Consider the following 17,622-nt stretch of genomic DNA (forward strand, 5'->3'; position numbering starts at 1 on the left):
CCTGCGGCGTGCGTACGGCGCTTTTCAGACGCGGGCGTCGTCCGCCACGCGGCTCACGGCCGGGCCTTCGGCCGGCGGCGTCGGCGGCGCGGGCTTCTTGGCGCGGGGCTGGGCGAGGACGACGGCTCCGACGACGGCCGCGGCGCCGAGGAGTTGCAGCGGGCGCAGCGACTGGTCGAGGAAGAGGTAGCCGAGGATCGTCGCGCACAGCGGCGAGGCGAACGACAGGAACGAGGCGGCCAGCGCGGGCAGCCGGGAAAGGCCGCGGAACCACAGGACGTAGGCGACGAGGGCGCCGATGATGCCCAGGTAGGCGAAGCCGCCGACGTTTTCCCAGGTCAAGTGGTCCGGCAGCGGTTCACTGGCCAGGGTGACGGGAAGCAGCGCGAGGCCGCCGACGGTGAGCTGCCAGCCGGTGAACGTCAGCAGCGTGACGCCCTCGGGGCGGCCCCACCGCTTGGTCAGCACGATGCCGGCGGCCATGGACAGCGCGCCCAGCAGACCGGCCACCACGCCGATGCCGTCCAGGCCCGCGTGCGGCTGGAGGACGAGCAGGGCGACACCGGCCGCGGCGATCAGACAGGAGGCCACGTGCACGGGCTTGATGCGGTCGCCGAGCAGCACCGCGCCCATCAGCAGCACGATCATCGGCTGCACGGACATCACCAGTGCGGCCACGCCGCCCGGCAGGTGATAGGCGGCGAGGAAGAGGAAGTAGAAGAACGCGCCGATGTTCAGGACACCGAGCACGATCGCCTTCCACCACCAACTGCCCTTCGGCAGGACCCTGGTGGCCGCCAGCAGGATCAGACCGGCCGGCAGCGCCCGTACGGTCGAGGCCAGCAGGGGCCGGTCGGGCGGCAGGAACTCGGTGGTCACCAGGTAGGTGGAGCCCCAGACGGCGGGGGCGAGGGCGGTGATCGCGGAGGTGGTCGCGAGGCGTTGGCCGGTCATGTCCGGGCTCCGGAGTCGGTGGTGCCGAAGAACCGGTCACCGAAGTCGCCGATGCCGGGGACCATGAACGCGTTCTCGTTCATCCGGTCCTCGATGGCGCTGGTGACGATCCGCACGCGCGGCCGCTCGGTGGCGACGCGGCGCAGGCCCTCGGGCGACGACAGGAAATTGACCATGATGATGCGGTCCTCGCGCACGCCGGCCTCCAGCAGGACGTCGACGGCGGCGAGCGCGGATCCCGCGGTGGCCAGCATCGGTTCGAGCAGCAGTACGTGCCGCTCGGCGATGTCGGCGGGCAGGTGCCGGTAGTAGAGGTGCGGCTGCTTGGTCTGCTTGTCGCGCTGGATCAGGATCTTGCCGATCCGGACGCCGGGCAGCAGATCGCGCAGCTCGCCCTCCATCGCCTCGCCGGCCCGGATCACGGACACGCCGCACAGCTCGGCGGCGAACTCCAGGCCGTGATAGGTGGTGCCGACCGGAGTGGTGACCTCCTTCTTGGTGAAGGGGAGCAGGTCCATTCCGTGCTCCAGCAGGAGGCGGATGATGCGGCGGGAGTAGAAGACGAAGTCCTCGCGTGCGCAGTCCCGGTCGCGGATGATCGTGTGCATCGCGCGGAGCTGGTCGGTCTGCGGGAGGGGGTGGACGTTGTGGCCGGTGGTCACGACGGGATCTCCTCGGTGGGCCGGGATGTGCCGGGGTGTGCCGGGGCGTGGAGCGGGCGGGGCGGCAGGGCAGCGGGGCGGCCGGGCTGTCCCCGGACCGGCCGCCCCTGCCTCGGGCCGCCGGATCAGGCGATCTCGTCGAAGGCGCGGCGCGCCTCGGTGACGAACTTCGCGACCTTGGCCCGGTCCTTGCGTCCGTCGGGGCCCTCCAGGCCGGTGTGGGCGTCCACCGCGGCGGGGCGGACCGTGCGGATCGCGTCGCCGACGTTCTCCGGGTTCAGGCCGCCCGCCATCATCAGCGGCTTCGGGGAGCGGCGGACCAGTTCGGCCGAGACGCTCCAGTCGTGGGTGAGGCCGGTGGCGCCCTTGGCGCCGGTCCTCGGGTCGAAGGTGTCGGTGATGTACATGTCGACGTACGGGTGGGTCTCGTCGACCAGCTTCAGCAGCTCGTCGGCGTTGTCCTCCTTGACCACGAGGGACTTCAGGACGAACAGCTCCGGGCGGATCTCCTTGAGCCGGCGCAGTTCCGCCGTCGCCACGTCGCCGTGCAGCTGGACGGCCACGACACCGAGCTCGCGGCAGAACTCGCTGACCTCCTCGGCGTCGGTGAGGTAGCTGATGAGCACGCCGGCGTGCGGGGCCTCGAGGCCCTTGATGATGACGGCGGCGTCCTGCTCGGCGATGTCGTCCTTGCCGGACGGCAGCCGCAGCGCGAAGCCGATCCAGTCCGCGCCCTCCCCGATGACCATGTCGGCCTCGGCGGCGTCGATGATGCCGGCGACCTGGACGAGCTTGTTCACAGTGGTCATGAAGACCATCCCCCTGTTTGAAGAACCTGCTGGCTGTTTGAAGAACCTGCTGGTGAAGTTGTTGTGCTTGCTTGATTGAATGGCGAACGTGTTCTCGCGGAGCGCCTCAGCGGCCGTACGACTCGTCGAAGCAGGTCAGTGCACGGTCCCGGCGGCCCGGGTGGAGCCGGGTCTCGGCCGGGTAGCCCAGCGGCATGAGCAGGGCGATGTGCACGTCGTCGCGTCCGTCGGCGCCGATGGCCTTCTTGACCTCCTCCTCGTCCCAGCCGTTCATCGGACTGGTCGCGAGACCGGCCGCCTGCGCGGCGATCATCAGGAACGAGGCGGCGATCATGGCGTCCTTGACGGCGTACTCGCGCTCGAGGCCGCGCCGGCTCGGGTCCTCGTAGAAGGCCCGGGCGTCGTCGGGCGAGGCGGCGGCGAAGCGGCCCGACCAGGCCCCGCCCTCCAGCGCCGTCTCCCAGATGTCGCCGCGGTCCTCGCGCCAGGCGGCGGACTCGGCGACGAACACCAGCATGACCGGCGCTTCCTGGGGATGCGGCTGGCCGCCGGTGGCCCGGGTGAGGGCCTGACGCCCCTCCTCGCCGGCCACGACCACGATCGAGCGGGCCTGGAGGTTGAAGCTGGACGGCGCTTCCAGGGCCAGCTCGGTCAGCTCCCGCAGCAGCGGGGCGGGGACCGGGTCGGGCCGGTAGTGGCGGACACTGCGGCGCGTGCGGATGACCCGCGCCACGGTGGAATGATCTGCCTCTGCGGCTGCCTCTGTCCCTGCCGCTGCCTCTGCGGTCGTCACGATCCAGCCTTTCGACGTCGAACTATCTGACATCGAGAAGCTAAGCAGTAGGCTAGAACATAGTCAAACGGTTTGACATCGAATTAATGAAGGGGAGGTGACCGTCATGCGCGACTCCGTCGACGATTTCCTCGACCAATGGGCCGTCCTGCGCACGGACCTGGACCTCGACGCCATGGGCACCGTCGGGCGCATCATGCGGCTCTCACGGCTCGTCGGCGCCGGCCTCAAGGACTACTTCGCCGAACACGGCATGGAGACCTGGGAGTTCGACGTCCTCGCCACCCTGCGCCGGAGCAACAGGCCGCTCACCGCGAAGGAGCTGGCCGCCGGCGTCATGATCGGCTCCGCCGCCCTGACCAACCGCGTCGACCGCCTCGTCGCCCAGGGCCTCGTCACCCGCGAGGCCGTACCCGGCGACCGACGCAGCCTCCACATCGCCCTGACCGAGGAGGGCGCCGCCCGGGTCGACGAGGTGGTGGAGGGCCACGTGAGCAACCAGCGCAAGCTGCTGGCGGGGCTGGGCGTGGAGGACTGCGAGCAGTTCAATGCGCTGCTGCGTACGTTGCTCGTGTCCTTGGGGGACGTGAGGTGAGAGGGCTCGGTGCCTGGGTGGGGACGCCGACAGGGCGGCGCAGGCCGACGGGTGTCGGCGTACGCCGCCCTGGGGTGGGGCGCGCTGCGGGAGGTGGCCCGCGTTGTCATGGCGGTTACTTCGGGTCGGCGTTGAACTTCGAGGTCGACCAGAAGTAGCCGAGGACGGTGAGGGCCAGGCACCAGGCGAGGGCGAGCCACCCGTTGTGGCCGATCTCGCTGCCGAGGAGGAGTCCGCGCAGGGTCTCGATGGCCGGCGTGAAGGGCTGGTACTCGGCGACCGGCTGGAACCAGCCCGGCATGGAGTCGACCGGGGTGAAGGCGCTGGAGAGGAGCGGCAGCAGGATCAGCGGCAGCGCGTTGTTGCTGGCGGCCTCTGCGTTCGGGCTGATCAGGCCCATGCCGACCGCGATCCAGGTGAACGCCAGGGCAAACAGGACGAGCAGCCCGAACGCCGCCAGCCACTCCAGGGCCGTTGCGTCCGTGGACCGGAAGCCGATGGCCACGGCGACGGCACCCACGAGGACCACGCTCATCACGCACTGCAGCACGCTGCCGACGACGTGCCCGACGAGCACCGAAGGGCGGTGGATCGCCATCGTGCGGAAGCGGGCGATGATGCCCTCGGTCATGTCGTTGGAGACGGACACCGCGGTGCCGACCACGGTGGAGCCGATGGTCATCAGCAGCAGGCCCGGGACGACGTACGCGATGTACGCGGACCGGTCCGCCCCGCCGCCCCCGATGCCGGCGCTCATCGCGTCGCCGAAGATGTAGACGAAGAGCAGCAGCAGCATGATCGGCGTGAGCAGCAGGTTCAGCGTGAGGGACGGATAGCGGCGCGCGTGCAGGAGGTTGCGGCGCAGCATCGTGGACGAGTCGCGCACGGCGAGGGAGATCCGGGTCGGGCGGGCGGAAGCCAGGGGAGCGTTCATCGGACAGCCTCCTTGGGCTGGCTGGGGATGTTGGCCGGGCCGGTCAGGGCGAAGAACACGTCGTCGAGGTCGGGGGTGTGCACGGTCAGCTCGTCCGCCTCGATACCGGCCGCGTCCAGCCGGTCGAGGAGGGAACGCAGGTCGCGCTGGCTGCCGTCGCTGGAGATCTGAAGCGCGAGTGCCTCGTCGTCACGGGTGACCTCGAGGAGAGCGGAGGCGGCGGACTGGTAGGCGGCCGGGTCGGTGAAGCGGAGGCGGACGTGGCCGCCGGGGATGAGCCGCTTGAGCTCCTCGGCGGTGCCCTGGGCGGCGATCTTGCCGTCGTTCAGTACCGCGATGCGGTCGGCGAGTTCGTCCGCCTCCTCCAGGTACTGCGTGGTGAGGAAGACGGTGACGCCGTCGGAGACCAGTTCGCGGATGATCTGCCACATGTTGTGGCGGCTGCGCGGGTCGAGGCCGGTGGTCGGTTCGTCGAGGAAGATGATCCGCGGGTCGCCGACCAGGGTCATGGCGATGTCGAGGCGGCGCTTCATGCCGCCGGAGTAGGTGGAGGCGGGCTTCTTCGCCGCCTCGGTGAGGTCGAAGCGCTCCAGGAGTTCGGCGGCGACCCGCCGTCCCTCCTGCTTGGACAGGTGGTGCAGGTCTGCCATGAGGAGCATGTTCTCCTCGCCGGTGATCAGGCCGTCGACGGCGGAGAACTGGCCGGTGACACCGATCGCGGCGCGGACCGCCTGGGGGTCGGTGGCCGGGTTGTGACCGCCGATGCGGATGTCGCCGGCGTCGGCGGTGATGAGGGTGGAGAGGATCTTGACGGCGGTGGTCTTGCCGGCGCCGTTCGGCCCGAGCAGGGAGAAGATCGTCCCTTCGGGGACGGTCAGGTCGATGCCGTCGAGGACGGTCTTGTCGGCGTAGGACTTGCGCAGCCCGGTTGCCGCGATGGCCAGGTCGGTCATGAGGGTCTCTCCTTCTGGATGCCGCGGGTCAGAGGCTGCGGGCGGTGATGTCGCCGTAGGCGGTGGTGGCGTGGATGGTCAGGGCGGAGTCGGCGCCGTCGGTGTTCTTGAGGGCGTTGTGGATCCGGCCGTGGCTGGTGCCGGCGTCCAGGGAGGCGGAGACGCCGCGGGCGGCGCCGACCGTGATGTGGCCGGCCTCGGTGCGCAGGTCGACGGTGCCGTGCAGGGCCTCGGTGATGTGGATGTCGCCCTTCTGGATGCTGATCTCGGCGGGGCCGCCCAGGCGTCCGACCGAGATGTCGCCGGCCATGAGGACGAGGCGGGCGTCGGCGGTCTCGTCGAGCTTGACCGTGCCCTGGGCGCCTTCGAAGGTGACGTCGCCGAGCCGTCCGACGCCGCGGAGCTCGCCGTCGGCGGCCTTGGCCTCGACGCGGGAGCCGGCGGGCAGTTGGACGGTCACCTCGACGGCTCCGGAGGCGCCGAGGATGCGGTTCTTGGCGGGCGGGGCCTCGATCCGCAGAACGCCGTCGCCGTGGCCGTAGGTGACCGTGATCTGCTCGGCCGCCTTGGTGTCGCGGCTCTTGGAGGCGTCGGCGGGGAGGATCTCGACGGTGGTGTCGGTCCGGTCGGCGGCGATGAAGCGGATGTGTCCGGCGGGGATGTCGAGGAGGGCGGAGATGGGGGTGGGGGTGGCGAACTTCTGCATCGTGTTTTCCTTCGACTCGTTGTTTCCGATGAAGGAAAAGCTACGTTGCATTCAAGGTCTAGGCAACAGACTCGTTGCGCGTAATCACCATCAGTGCAGGTGAAGACAGAGAATTCATTGCAATGGTCTGGAGCCTAACGCAACAAACGTCACCCGATTCGTTGCAATGAATCAGAAGTGAACGCTATAGTGGAGCCACGAGCCGCCACGGCCCACGAAGGAGACCGCCATGCCGGGAGGCAGACTCACCCAGCAGGAACGCCAGCAGATCGCGCTGGGGCTGGCCGACGGCCTCGCGTACGCGGAGATCGCCAGACGTCTCGACCGCCCGACCTCGACGGTCACGCGGGAGGTGATGCGCAACGGCGGCCCCACCGGCTACCGCGCCGACCTGGCCCACCGCGCCACCGAACACCGCGCCCACCGGCGCAGGCAGGCCACGCCCCGGGGGACGGTGGCGCCCCCGCAGGCCCACGGACGCGACGCCGAGGCCGTGCGCGAGTACGAGGAGGTGTTCACCACCGTCCTCATGGCTTCGGGCATGCCCACGATGACGGCCCGGGTGATGGCCTGCCTCACCCTCACCGACAGCGGCAGCCTGACCGCGTCCGAACTCGTCCAGCGCCTTCAGGTCAGCCCGGCGTCCATCTCCAAAGCGATCACCTTCCTCGACAGCCAGGGCCTCGTACGCCGGGAACGCGACGACCGCCGGCGCGAGCGCTACGTCGTCGACGACGACGTCTGGTACCAGTCGATGCTGGCCAGCGCCCGGGCCCTCATCCAGATCGTCGAGCTCGCCCGGCAGGGCGTCGGCGTCCTCGGCCCCGGCACCCCGGCCGCCACCCGCCTCGAGAACATCGCCCGCTTCCTCGACTTCGTCAGCGAGAGCACGACCCGCGCGGCGGAACAGGCCCGCGACATCCTCCACGCGAAGGTCGAAACGCCGCCCTCGGACGGCGCCGGCTAGCTCGCGACGCCGTTGACGAAAGCGGCCCAGGTGGTCGGAGGGACGGCATCGATCCCCGGCCACCCACCGCGCCACCACTGTCCACAGCTGTGGATGAACCGACCGAGGGCGGCCGTGGGCTGCTGATCGTCGACGCCGTCACCGACCGCGACACCAAGCCCGCCGCTCCGGCGACCGTGAGTACGCTGCCGACGTGACCTCTTCCGCCGCCCGCACCGCGCTGGATCTCACCGCCGACCTCCCGGTGAGCGCCCTGGAGGACTTCTACCGGGACCTGCACCGCCACCCCGAGCTCTCCCTGGAGGAGCACCGCACGGCCGGCAAGCTCGCCGAACGCCTCGAGCGGGCCGGATACGAGACCGCCGACGGCATCGGCGGCACCGGAGTCGTGGGCGTCCTGCGCAACGGCGACGGACCCGTCGTCCTGCTGCGCGCCGACATGGACGCGCTGCCGGTCGCCGAGGAGACCGGACTGCCGTACGCCTCGGACACGGCCGGTGTCATGCACGCCTGCGGTCACGACCTGCATGTGACCTGGCTGGCGGGGGCCGCCGAAGCCCTGTCCGCCGGGCGGGAGACCTGGTCCGGCACGCTGCTGATGGTCGGGCAGCCCGCCGAGGAGACGGGGCTGGGCGCGGCCCGGATGGTGGCCGACGGGCTGTACGAACGGTTCCCGCGCCCGGACGTGCTGCTGGGCCAGCACGCGGTGCCGGGCCCGACCGGCTTCTACGGGCACGTGCCCGGGCTGATCCTCTCCGCCTCGACGGACCTCGACATCGTCGTCCACGGGGTCGGCGGGCACGGCTCGCGGCCCGAGACGACCGTCGACCCGGTGGTGACGGCGTGCTTCCTGGTCACCCGGCTCCAGACCGTCGTCTCGCGCGAGATCGCCGCCGGGGAGTCCGCCGTCCTGACCGTGGGACGGATCGAGGCGGGCAGCCGGCCCAACATCATCCCGGCCGAGGCCCGGATCTCGCTGAACATCCGCAGCCAGTCCCGGTCGGTCCGGGACCGCATGATCGCGGCGGTACGGCGGATCGCGGCCGGCGAGTGCTCGGCGGCGGGCTGCCCGCGCGAGCCGGAGGTGACGGTCGGGGCGAGCTTCCCGGTCACCGTCAACGACGCCGGGACGGACCGGCGGGTCGCCGCCGTGCACGGCGAGGTCTTCGGTCCGGGGACGGTCCTCGACCCGGGCCCGGCGATGGGCAGCGAGGACTTCGCCCACCTGGCCCCGGACGGTCTGCCGTACGCCTACTGGTTCGTGGCCGCCACGGCGCCGGACGTGTGGGAGGCGGCACCCGGCGACGACCTCGACGAGAAGCTCGCGGCCGTCCCCAGCAACCACAGCCCCCGCTTCGCGCCGGACCTGTCGACCCTGGCGCCGGGTGTACGGACGCTGGTGTCCGGGGCCCTCGTGCACCTCGTACAGCCGGTGCCGGGGCACTAGGGCCCTTCTGATGGATCTCCGTGGAAGAAGGAGCGGCGTTCGGTGCGTGCTCTCGGCGTGCCGGGCGGAAGTCCTCGTAGCGGAGCTACTAGGGCTTTCGTCCGGTGCGGCGAGAGTGCGTGCCGGGCGTCGCGACGCCACGGAGATGCATCAGAAGGGCCCTAGTCCGGCAGCGCCTTCCGCAGCGCCTCGTCCAGGCGTCGCGCCAGCTGTGGGTCGGTCGGCGGACGGTCGCCGAACAGGGCGCCCAGCTGTGCGGTGAAGGTCTGCGTGAACGCGCCGTACATCGGGGTGCGCGGGCGCTGGACGGCGCTGCCGAGGGCCGGGAGGAGGATGCGGTGGGCGTAGGCGGGGCGGCCGGCGTCGTCGCGTGGCATGCGGTCGGCGCGCTCGCCGGTGGGGGAGGGCGAGGGGCTCGCGGCGGCGAGGGGGCACGTCACCGTGTCGTCGCCGTACGCCGAGGTCCGCGTCGCCGCGAACCCCGCGTCCAGCAGACAGCGTTCGCTCTCCCTGCCGGTGAGGAAGCCGATCAGCTCGGCCGCCTTGGCCGACCGCTGGGACGCGGCGGTCACGGCGAGGTTCTGGCCGCCGAGCACCGCCCGGCCGGGCAGCGGGGCCACGCCGAGCTGTTCGTCGGTGAAGGACTGGTGCAGCGTGCGGTAGGCGTAGGGCCAGTGGCGCAGGAAGGCGGTGCGGCCGGCGGCGAAGTCGGCGAGGGAGGCGTCCTCGTCGGAGTGGACGGCGTCCTGGAGGGTGTACGACGGGTCGGTGCGCTGCCGGAGTTCGGCGATGCCCTCGGCCAACTGCTCGGCGGTGGCGGCGTAGTCGCCGTCGGCGTCGGTGAGGGCGAGGTCCGGCGTCGCGGACGCGAACGCCTCCACGGCGTTGACCGTGCGGCCCTCGTAGGAGGCGAGCTGGGTGGTCCAGCCCTGCTCGTAGCCCTTGGGCGGCTTGTTCTCCAGCGAGCGGACGATCTCCTGGAGCCGGGTCCGGTCGATGCCCGCGCTCAGGTCGGTCTGCTGGACGCCCACCGCGTCCAGGTGGTCGCGCCGGTAGTAGAGGAGTCCGACATCGCTGTTGAACGGCACCGCGTACACCTTGTCGTCCCAACGGGCCGTGTCCGCCACCGACTTGATGACGTCACCGTCCAGCACTTCGTCGGGGAGGCGGCGCACGAGGCCGGCGGCGGCGAACTCCGGTACCCAGGTGACGTCGAGGTTGACGACGTCGTAGGCGGCGCTGCCGGACTGGAGGGCGCCCAGGAGCTGGCTGCGCTGTTCGTCGGCGCTGCCCGGGAGTTCGACCAGACGGGCGCGGTAGCCGGTGCCGGCCTTCTCCTGCTGCCGGTTCCAGGCGTCGATGAGCTGCTGGCGGATGCCGTTCTTGCCGGTGACGTCCCGGCCGCTGGCGACGACGATGTCACCGGGCACGTCGGCGGCGGGCACCGCGGGTTCCCCGGCACCGTCACCGGTACACGCCGTGACGGCCGCGAGCACCACCACGGCCAGAAGAGCCACGAGCCGAGCGCATGCGCCACGCCCGGCCCTCAGGGGCCCGCTGCGAAAGCGCCCGACGGTCAACCGCGAGACCCCACCCCGGCCCACCAGCCGTACGATGCGGCCGCGCCCCACCCGCTGCCCCGCACCGCGCCCGGCCCTCAGGGTTCCGGTGCGGGGGCGGCCCGCCGGCAGCCCCGCACCGCGGCGGGCCGGCAGCCGCGCGGTACGGGAGCAATCCGCCCGCACCCCGACACCACGCCCGGCCACCAGCCACGTCATCCCGCCCCGGCCCGACAGCCCTGCAGTGCGGCCGCGCCCCACCCGCTGCCCCGCACCACGCCCGGCCACCAGCCACGCGATCCCACCCCGGCCCAACAGCCCTGCAGTGCCGTCGCGTCCCACCCCCTGGCTCTCACCGCCGCGCGTCATCAGTCCTCCCCCGTTCCGGCGCGGGCGACCTCGTCGGTCAGGGCCGCGCCGAGGTTCTCGCCGGCGTCCAGGCAGCGGCCGCCGCTCGCGGTGGAGATGCGGGTGGCCGGGCGGTCCGGGTCGCAGCCGCCGGCCTCCAGGGACACCATGGTCACCGGTACCCCGGCCGCCCCCGCCCTGGTCAGGACGTCGTCGAGGTTCGCGCCGGTCAGCCGGTCGTCGTCCTCGCCGTCGGTGATGTGGACGACGAGCCGGGGGCGTTCGTCCGGGCCGCGGGCGGCGAGGTCGTCGAGCGCGGCGAGCAGTGCCGCGTGCGGGTCGGCCTCGGCGTCCCGCACCCGGGCCGCGTCGACGGCGCGTTCGGCGTCCTTGCGGGTGTGGCGGCCGAAGGGGAGCACGGCCTCGTACGGGCGCTCGTCGCCGGACGCCCCGGACACCGCCCACACGCCGTACTCGTCCCGGCCCCCGAGCCCGCCCAGGGACTGTTCGAGCAGGCCGGGCCCGCCGCTGGGACCTTCCCACAGGGAGGCCATCGAACCGGAGCTGTCCAGCAGGAACAGGACCCGGCCGGGGCCGTGTGCGGCGCGGTAGTCGGTGAGTGCCGTCTCCATCTCGTCCCGTCCGGCGGTCTCCTCCAGCGGCGCCGGCGCCGACAGCATCCCGGCGGGGACCGGGCGGTCGGCGTCCAGCAGGGGATGCGCGCCGCTCGCGGAACGGAAGCCGTCCCGGGCGAACGCGGCCTGCCCGTCCGCACCGGTGAGCCAGGCGCGGAAGTTCTCGGCCGCCGCGTCCCGCGCCGCCTCGTCCCGGTCGGCGTCCTGCCAGCGGACCCGTACGAACGTGGGCTCCAGCCCCGGTACGTCGCCGGGGTAGTGGGCGACCCGGGGCGTCCGGGTCGCCAGGTCGCAGCCGACGCCGCTGCGCAGCAGGAACTCGGGGACCAGGGCGGCGGTGCGGTTGTCCACGGCGTCGTCGTCGGGCAGCGTGCACAGCAGGTCGGTGGCCGTCGGGGCGGGCGGACCGGGCTGGGCGACCCGCTGTTCCGCACCGACCGGGTCGGCTCCGGTGCCGTGGAGGCCGATCGTGGCGAGCAGGGCGGCGGCCGTGAACTCCGGGTCGGGACGGCGCACTTCGGCCTCCGTGTCGCGTTCGCGCAGGGCGGTGATCATCCGGGTCAGCGAGGGACCGGCGAGGTCGTCCTGGTTCCCGGCGGCGAGGTTCTTCGGGACGGCGAGCACGACTGGGGAGTACACGAGCGGCTCCTCGTCGGGGTCGAGACGGGCCACGGCGTCCGTGTCCTGGGCGGCCGTGACCCGGGCGGCCTCGGCCGGGGTGGCGGGGATCCAGACGTCCGGCTGCGGGCCGACGTCCCGCTGCGGGTTGGTGTCCTCGTCCCGGGGCTCCTGCCAGGCGTCCGACTGCCCGGCGAGCGCGGTGACCCCGTCGGCGGAGCCCGCGCTGTAGACGGTGATGCCGCTGCGCCGGCAGCCGTCGCCGGTGGTGTTCTCGTCCGACGTCAGATAGGCCTCCGCCGCCGCGCTCACCGTCGGTTCGAGGTCGGGGTCGGTCAGGACCCGCAGTTCCAGCGGTGGCCCGCAGGAGGCGGGACCGCCGGTGAGGGTGACGATGCCGTAGGAGCCGAGGCCCACCGCGGCGAGGGCGAGAACGACGGCGAGGGCGAGGGGCGCGGGGCGGACGACGGAGCCCAGCCGGCGACAGGCGCGGGTGACGGCGGTGGCTCCGGCGCGGAACGGGGCGAGGAGGGCCGCCGCGGCGGTACGGAGCAGGTCGGCACGCTTCTTCTTTTCCTCACCGTGCCCGCCCGGTTGCTGCTCCGGATCCTCGTGCGCGCCGGAGGGCCACGGCCCCGCCCCGCCCATCGCCCACCTCAGTGGCGGGGCCGACCGGGCGGACAGCACCACGTCCTCCCCCGGCTCCGTCCTGCTCTGCGGCTCCCACGGCTCCCCGCGCACCGTCTTGTGCCCCGCCGCCGCCATCCGGTCCCGTAACCGGTCCGCGAGCTCCTGGAAGGTCAACTCCTCGTCTTCCTCGAGGAGTTGTACGAGCTCCCCGGTGAACGGCGTGGGTACCGCGCCGTCCCCCGCGTCCGTGCGGTGGTTGGCCTGCACGCTCATCAGCAGCAGCACGCGCCGCTTGTCGCGGAAGGTCTCCCAGATCCAGGCGGCGTTGCCCGCGAAGCAGCAGTCGAGGACCACCACGATCCGCTCGGCCGGACCGGCGGCGAGCACGGTCAGCGCGGTGGTGAACATCTCCGCGCCGGGGAAGACCGCGTGCCCGCCCGCGACCACGCTCGCGTTGCGCATCTGCAGGAACAGCTCGTCGCCCGCGCTGGGGATGGCTCCGTGCCCCGTGAAGTACAGGAGCAGCAGGCCCTCTGCCTCCCCGGCGGTCCTGCGTAAGGCGTGGTCGAAGTCGTCCAGGGACGGCGAGCGGGCCACGGCGATCTCGTGCGCGCCGAAGACCCGGCCCCGCAGCAGCGCGTCCCGGAGCCGGTTCAGGTTGTGCTTGACGGCGGGAAGGTCGCCGGGCACGCCGTGCGGCGGCTTGGTGAGGTCGTACTCGGAGACCCCCACCAGCAGTGCCCGGTTCACCCGTCCACGCGGGTCGAAGCGGGTCACCGGCCTACCTGTCGTCGAGGCCCACGGTGTCGACGCGGCCCTCGGGCGGATCCCCGTCCTCGACCGCTCTGCGATTGACCCGCCAGGCCTCCACGGACCGCTTGACCTGCCCCAGCAGCTCGTTGAAGACGATGGCCGCACCCGACCCGATCATCGTGACGACGATGTCCATGCCGACGCCCATCGGGGCGCCGGGCTCGTCCGTCCGGTGCCGCTCGTGGATCTGCAGCCGGCCGGCCCGCACCAGTTCGTCGAGCGGTTTCTCCCGTTCCAGCCACTTGCGCAGCGCGCCGACGTCACTCTCGCTCGCGGTCCCGTCCAGCCGAACGCGTATGCCGTGGTTGGCCACTCCATCCCCCTCAGCCATAACTCAGCATCATGTCACCGCTGTTGGAGCCGGGGGAGGGGTCGGCAGCGCCCCATCTTCACGAACTGAGTGTCTGCAACTGGCTCAGCTGACGCCGGATGTGGTCCAGGGCGCCCTCGCGGCGACCCGGCACCCGGGCCCGCAAGCCGGCCAGTTCGGTGCCGAGTTCACGGGCCCGCGCCGGGTCGCCGATCTGCCCCCACTGGTGGTGGGCCCGGTCCACGGCAGCCTCCACGGCGGGCGCGTCCACCACCTGCCCGGCACCCAGCCGGGCCGACGCCACCGCCAGCCAGGTACGGCAACTGCGCACCGGATCCCCCGCGAACATCGCCAGATCCGCCCGGACCTCGGCCCAGTGCAGGGCCTGCTCGGAGGCTCGCCCGTGCGCCCGTACGGCGGCCTGCTCGTGCTCGGCGGCCAGGGCGTCAGCGGCGTCGTGACGGCCGTCCTGGACGGCGGTGGTGATGGCGGCGTGGGGGTCGTCGGCCTGTTCCGGCCGAGGCCTGACGACCTTGGTTGCTTTCAGCCCGTCCGGCGCTTGAGGACGAGGCCGTTCAGGCCGATACGGGGGTCTGGGGGCGGAGCCCCCAGGGACGGGCACCGCGACGCCGGGTACGCCGAACACCAGGTCCCCGTACCCGTCACTCCCGAGCCGTACCAACGCCTGCTCATGCAACTGCTCCACCGGCGGACGCCACCCGCTGCGCAGAATCGTCGCGATCGCCTTCATGTACGCCGGCGCGGCCACCGCCCGCCGGGACGACGGCGGCGGCGCGACCCGGCCGTACACCGCGCTGCTGCGCCCGGAGTCGAGCGGGTGGGTGCGCAGCCAGGCCCAGGTCTCCGCGTCCGCGTGCAGGTCGAGGAGGAGGGTCGTCGTCCCCGGTGTGCGCAGGCGCAGTTCCTCGCGGAACCAGTGCCAGGGGAAGCCGGTGTAGCGGACGGTCGCGGACGTGGTGCGGGCCAGCGCGAGGTGGGGCAGGTGCTGACGGCGGTCGAGCAGGAGCTGGCCGGTGACGAACACGGTCAGCGGGCCGGGGGCCGTCGCGGCGGCGCGCAGCCGGGTGAGGACGGCCTGGGGCTCCAGCGGGTCGGCGAGCTCGACGACGTTGGCGGTGTCGGTGCCGGACAGCACGGCGGGCGGCACGGCCGCGAGCACGGGGAGTACGGACGCCGCGTCCACCAGACAGCCCTTGCCCACCGGTGATGCGGCCAGCAGCAGCACGGTTCCCGGCATCGGTCCCTCCCCGTCCCCCGTCGATCACGTACGGCAGCACCGTAACCGCTGCGGCTGCAAAGGTGTGTCTCAGGACTGCAAACGACCCGGTGCGAGCGTCCCCTTCGCGGCTCGCCGCACCGCGAACACCGTGGTGTCGTCGGCCAGTCGGCCCCCGCAGTGCCGCAGCGTGCCGTCCCGTACGAAGGCGACCAGCAGGCTCGGTTCGGTCAGGCTCGGGTCGGCGGCCACGGCCCGGGCCACCTCGTCGGTGAGCGGGTAGAACCCGCCGGTGCCGTCGCGGGCCTCGGTCACGCCGTCGGTGGTCAGGAGCAGGGTCTCGTCGGGGGCGAGGGGCACCCGGTGCACGGGCGGCAGGCCCGCGGCGAGCTCGGTGAGTCCCAGCGGGAGGCCGTCGCCGGGCGGCAGGGGCCGTACGCCGTCGGGGCCGACCGCCAGCGGGGGCTCGTGGCCGAAGACGACGGCCTGCACCACGCCCGGCTCGTCCGCGGGGAAGCCGAGCAGCACGGCGGTGGCGAACCGGTCGCCGTTGTCGCGGCCCAGGGCGGCGAGGTGCTGGTCGTGCCGGAGCATCCGGATCTCCAGGCGTTCGGCGACCGTGGCCAGGTCCGGCTCGTGGTAGCCCGCCTCGCGGAACGTGCCGAGCAGCGCGGCCGCCGCCTCGACCGCGGCGAGCCCCTTGCCCTGCACGTCGCCGACGAGGACGCGGGTGCCGTACAGGCCGGGCTGGATGTCGTAGAAGTCGCCGCCGACGCGGGCCTCGCTGTCGGCGGCGAGATAGACAGCGGCGTGGTCGAGGCCGCCCCAGACCGGGGGCAGCGGGCGCAGCACGGTCCGGCGGGTGGTGTCGGCGACGTCCCGCATGTGCAGCATGTGCCGTTCGCCGCGCACCCGGACCGCGCAGGCCGAGACGGCGAGGACGCCACCGACGGCGACCAGGATGAAGTCGGGCAGGCCGCTCTGGAACTGGTGCGGCCAGGCGTTGTCCGCGAGGACGTACGTGATGAGCGCGAGGGCGGCGAACACGGCCGTGCCCACCACCCCGCAGATCGCGGCGGCGATGCCGGGCACCAGCACGATCCAGGAGATGATCCGGAACTCGCCGCTGGTGTTGAAGTCGACCAGCGCGATCCCGCCGAGCAGCAGCAGCGGCGGCACCCAGGCCACGCTGCGGCCGCGCACGCGCAGCATCTGGTGCCGGCGCAGCCCACTGCCCGGCCCGGCGCCGGGCGTCCGGGCGAGGACCCTTGGGCGGCCGTTCTTCGGTCTCCGTACTCGGCCGCTCTTCGGTCTCCGTACTCGGCCGCTCATGGGTCTCGGTACTCGGCCGCTCACGGCCTCAGCGAAGCACGGGCCCGCGTGGCGCGCATCCGCACCGGAAACCCGCCTCCGCCGACTTGCCAGGGTCTGTCCCCAGGTGTGCTCTGGAAGGCGGGGGCGAGGAGAGAGAGGAGCGCTCTCATGGCTCAAGCGGCACCCACGCCCGGCGGCATGCGGGGCATGCACCGCCGTCCGGCCCGGCGCGTCATGACACGGCCGCGCCGCACGCCCGACCTGTTCAGCGAGCGGGTCCACACGGTGGCGCGGTACGCGATCCCCGTGGTGCTCGGACTCGTCTACGGCTACTGGGCCGCGGCCAACCGGCGCGACGGCGGGCCCATCACCGGCGGCAACCTCCTGTTCGGCTTCGCCACGGCGATCGCGTTCATCGTGCTGTGTATCGCGGTGGCGACGTTCGCCCCGCGTCTGCAGCGCGAACTGCACTCGATGACGAAGTCCGGCTTCGCGGGCGCGGCGTTCGGCTTCCTCTACAGCCAGGCCGGCGCGAGCGTGCTCAGGTCCACCGTCATGGGCCTGGTGATCGCGGCGGCCATCTTCGGCGTGTTCTTCTACCGCTACTACACGCGCGAGGACGCGCAGGGAAACCGCATCCGCTGAGGTGTCCGGGTACGGTGCAGGGGCCCCGGCCGGTCGCCGGGGCCCCTGCGCCTCCCTCACTCATCCCTCCGCTCACGGCACGGCCGGGAGCCATTCCCAGTCGCCCTCGCCCTCGCCCGACGAGGATCCGGTCGCGCTCCAGCTCCACGAGCCCGAGGCGCTCCAGGACCCGGAATCAGAACCGGACACGGTCCAGGAAACCGAAGTCGACACGGCCCAGGACTCGCTCCATCTCGGGTCGTTCGGGTCGAGGTTGGACCAGGCGTCGTCCTTCCATTCCGGGCACGGGTCCGAGCAGGTCGGTACCCGGTGCCCGCCGGTGTCGACGAAGGCGGCACTCGCCCAGCCCTCGGCGCCGACGAACCAGTACCAGTACGGGTTGCCGTTGACGCTCTGGCCGCGGACCTTGCACTCGACACGGTCCTGACTGCCCGGCGCGAGCCGGTCGACGACTGGTGAGTGGCTGGTGGGCGCCGCTCTCACGTTGAGCGCGGTACCGGAGACGACGGTGCCCCAGATCGGACCGCCGGATCCGCCACTGCCTTGTCCGTCGGCATACGTCGGCGGGGTCGCGGCTGCTGCCGAGGTTCCCGCTGCCGCGACGGCGAAGGTGCCGCCGGTGAGCAGGACCGCGGCCAGGGTCCGCAGGGCCGGAGTGGTGCGCATGAATCGGCCTCCTTCTCCCCAGAACCA

General features: G+C 72.5%; 17 protein-coding genes. 4 read left to right on the forward strand and 13 right to left on the reverse strand.

All coding sequences use genetic code 11. The features are described from left to right. Positions 1-24: 24 nt before the first annotated feature. The 4 genes from OG252_RS25085 to OG252_RS25100 form a co-directional block, all read right to left on the reverse strand. The gene (locus OG252_RS25085; RefSeq protein WP_266436431.1) at positions 25-954 is read right to left on the reverse strand and encodes an EamA family transporter; all 930 of its coding nucleotides are present in this window, start codon (positions 952-954) and stop codon (positions 25-27) included. Next, positions 951-1,616 (reverse strand): uracil phosphoribosyltransferase, encoded by a 666-nt coding sequence (gene upp, locus OG252_RS25090; RefSeq protein ID WP_266436432.1) that lies wholly within the window; start codon positions 1,614-1,616, stop codon positions 951-953. The genes OG252_RS25085 and upp overlap by 4 nt, the downstream gene beginning before the upstream one ends. A 125-nt stretch (positions 1,617-1,741) precedes the next feature. Beyond that, entirely contained in the window at positions 1,742-2,425 is a 684-nt protein-coding gene (locus OG252_RS25095) for a phosphoribosylanthranilate isomerase (protein WP_329338859.1), read from the reverse strand. Between the two features lie 106 nt (positions 2,426-2,531). Further along, entirely contained in the window at positions 2,532-3,158 is a 627-nt protein-coding gene (locus tag OG252_RS25100; RefSeq protein ID WP_266436437.1) for a nitroreductase family protein, read from the reverse strand. Positions 3,159-3,324: 166 nt separating this feature from the next. On the opposite strand from OG252_RS25100, the gene OG252_RS25105 reads away from it, so the two are divergent. Next, positions 3,325-3,813: a MarR family winged helix-turn-helix transcriptional regulator gene (locus tag OG252_RS25105; RefSeq protein WP_266436439.1), complete on the forward strand. Its 489-nt coding sequence runs from the start codon at positions 3,325-3,327 to the stop codon at positions 3,811-3,813. 115 nt (positions 3,814-3,928) lie between these two features. On the opposite strand, the gene OG252_RS25110 is transcribed toward OG252_RS25105, so the two are convergent. The 3 genes from OG252_RS25110 to OG252_RS25120 are packed head-to-tail and all read right to left on the reverse strand — an operon-like array spanning position 3,929 to position 6,406. After that, positions 3,929-4,747, reverse strand: coding sequence for an ABC transporter permease (locus tag OG252_RS25110; protein ID WP_329338861.1), 819 nt, complete (start codon positions 4,745-4,747; stop codon positions 3,929-3,931). Further along, positions 4,744-5,700 carry an ATP-binding cassette domain-containing protein gene (locus OG252_RS25115; RefSeq protein ID WP_266436443.1) on the reverse strand — a complete coding sequence of 319 codons (957 nt, stop codon included), beginning with the start codon at positions 5,698-5,700 and terminating at the stop codon, positions 4,744-4,746. Before OG252_RS25115 ends, OG252_RS25110 begins: the two co-directional genes overlap by 4 nt. Positions 5,701-5,728: 28 nt before the next feature. Continuing rightward, positions 5,729-6,406: a DUF4097 family beta strand repeat-containing protein gene (locus tag OG252_RS25120; protein ID WP_266436445.1), complete on the reverse strand. Its 678-nt coding sequence runs from the start codon at positions 6,404-6,406 to the stop codon at positions 5,729-5,731. A gap of 229 nt (positions 6,407-6,635) precedes the next feature. Between OG252_RS25120 and OG252_RS25125 the strand changes: the two genes are divergently transcribed. Both OG252_RS25125 and OG252_RS25130 read left to right on the forward strand, forming a co-directional pair. After that, positions 6,636-7,373, forward strand: coding sequence for a GbsR/MarR family transcriptional regulator (locus OG252_RS25125; RefSeq protein WP_266436447.1), 738 nt, complete (start codon positions 6,636-6,638; stop codon positions 7,371-7,373). A gap of 193 nt (positions 7,374-7,566) precedes the next feature. Continuing rightward, a complete protein-coding gene (locus OG252_RS25130) occupies positions 7,567-8,820 on the forward strand; it encodes an amidohydrolase (RefSeq protein ID WP_329338865.1) in 1,254 nt (417 codons plus the stop codon). Between the two features lie 161 nt (positions 8,821-8,981). On the opposite strand, the gene OG252_RS25135 is transcribed toward OG252_RS25130, so the two are convergent. The 5 genes from OG252_RS25135 to OG252_RS25155 all read right to left on the reverse strand — a co-directional run bounded on the left by OG252_RS25135 (position 8,982) and on the right by OG252_RS25155 (position 16,182). Next, complete coding sequence (locus tag OG252_RS25135) at positions 8,982-10,337, reverse strand: extracellular solute-binding protein (protein ID WP_329338867.1); 1,356 nt, start codon at positions 10,335-10,337, stop codon at positions 8,982-8,984. 410 nt (positions 10,338-10,747) lie between these two features. Beyond that, positions 10,748-13,387, reverse strand: a complete 2,640-nt coding sequence (locus OG252_RS25140; RefSeq protein WP_329338869.1) for a substrate-binding domain-containing protein — start codon at positions 13,385-13,387, stop codon at positions 10,748-10,750. Positions 13,388-13,391: 4 nt separating this feature from the next. Further along, on the reverse strand, positions 13,392-13,754 hold the full coding sequence (locus OG252_RS25145; RefSeq protein ID WP_266436455.1) for an effector-associated constant component EACC1: 363 nt from the start codon (positions 13,752-13,754) through the stop codon (positions 13,392-13,394). Positions 13,755-13,812: 58 nt separating this feature from the next. Beyond that, positions 13,813-14,991: a hypothetical protein gene (locus tag OG252_RS25150; protein ID WP_329338872.1), complete on the reverse strand. Its 1,179-nt coding sequence runs from the start codon at positions 14,989-14,991 to the stop codon at positions 13,813-13,815. 69 nt (positions 14,992-15,060) lie between these two features. Next, positions 15,061-16,182 (reverse strand): PP2C family protein-serine/threonine phosphatase, encoded by a 1,122-nt coding sequence (locus tag OG252_RS25155; protein WP_329338873.1) that lies wholly within the window; start codon positions 16,180-16,182, stop codon positions 15,061-15,063. Between the two features lie 270 nt (positions 16,183-16,452). Between OG252_RS25155 and OG252_RS25160 the strand changes: the two genes are divergently transcribed. Continuing rightward, positions 16,453-16,929, forward strand: coding sequence for a hypothetical protein (locus OG252_RS25160; protein WP_406494157.1), 477 nt, complete (start codon positions 16,453-16,455; stop codon positions 16,927-16,929). A 72-nt stretch (positions 16,930-17,001) separates the two neighbouring features. Here OG252_RS25160 and OG252_RS25165 read toward each other — a convergent pair whose 3' ends face one another. Next, positions 17,002-17,595 carry an SH3 domain-containing protein gene (locus OG252_RS25165; protein WP_329338875.1) on the reverse strand — a complete coding sequence of 198 codons (594 nt, stop codon included), beginning with the start codon at positions 17,593-17,595 and terminating at the stop codon, positions 17,002-17,004. Positions 17,596-17,622 lie beyond the last annotated feature (27 nt).

This window comes from Streptomyces sp. NBC_01352, assembly GCF_036237295.1.
In the GTDB taxonomy this organism is placed as follows: Bacteria; Actinomycetota; Actinomycetes; order Streptomycetales; family Streptomycetaceae; genus Streptomyces; species Streptomyces plumbiresistens.

What these genes read in the sequence shown, in the direction of transcription:
- OG252_RS25145 (WP_266436455.1), bottom strand. Translation starts at nt 13,754, where the DNA reads ATGGCTGAGGGGGATGGAGTGGCCAACCACGGCATACGCGTTCGGCTG.
- OG252_RS25160 (WP_406494157.1), top strand. Translation starts at nt 16,453, where the DNA reads ATGGCTCAAGCGGCACCCACGCCCGGCGGCATGCGGGGCATGCACCGC.
- OG252_RS25165 (WP_329338875.1), bottom strand. Translation starts at nt 17,595, where the DNA reads ATGCGCACCACTCCGGCCCTGCGGACCCTGGCCGCGGTCCTGCTCACC.
- OG252_RS25085 (WP_266436431.1), bottom strand. Translation starts at nt 954, where the DNA reads ATGACCGGCCAACGCCTCGCGACCACCTCCGCGATCACCGCCCTCGCC.
- OG252_RS25125 (WP_266436447.1), top strand. Translation starts at nt 6,636, where the DNA reads ATGCCGGGAGGCAGACTCACCCAGCAGGAACGCCAGCAGATCGCGCTG.
- OG252_RS25105 (WP_266436439.1), top strand. Translation starts at nt 3,325, where the DNA reads ATGCGCGACTCCGTCGACGATTTCCTCGACCAATGGGCCGTCCTGCGC.
- OG252_RS25115 (WP_266436443.1), bottom strand. Translation starts at nt 5,700, where the DNA reads ATGACCGACCTGGCCATCGCGGCAACCGGGCTGCGCAAGTCCTACGCC.
- OG252_RS25095 (WP_329338859.1), bottom strand. Translation starts at nt 2,425, where the DNA reads ATGACCACTGTGAACAAGCTCGTCCAGGTCGCCGGCATCATCGACGCC.
- OG252_RS25155 (WP_329338873.1), bottom strand. Translation starts at nt 16,182, where the DNA reads ATGCTGCGCGTGCGCGGCCGCAGCGTGGCCTGGGTGCCGCCGCTGCTG.
- OG252_RS25150 (WP_329338872.1), bottom strand. Translation starts at nt 14,991, where the DNA reads ATGCCGGGAACCGTGCTGCTGCTGGCCGCATCACCGGTGGGCAAGGGC.
- OG252_RS25120 (WP_266436445.1), bottom strand. Translation starts at nt 6,406, where the DNA reads ATGCAGAAGTTCGCCACCCCCACCCCCATCTCCGCCCTCCTCGACATC.
- OG252_RS25110 (WP_329338861.1), bottom strand. Translation starts at nt 4,747, where the DNA reads ATGAACGCTCCCCTGGCTTCCGCCCGCCCGACCCGGATCTCCCTCGCC.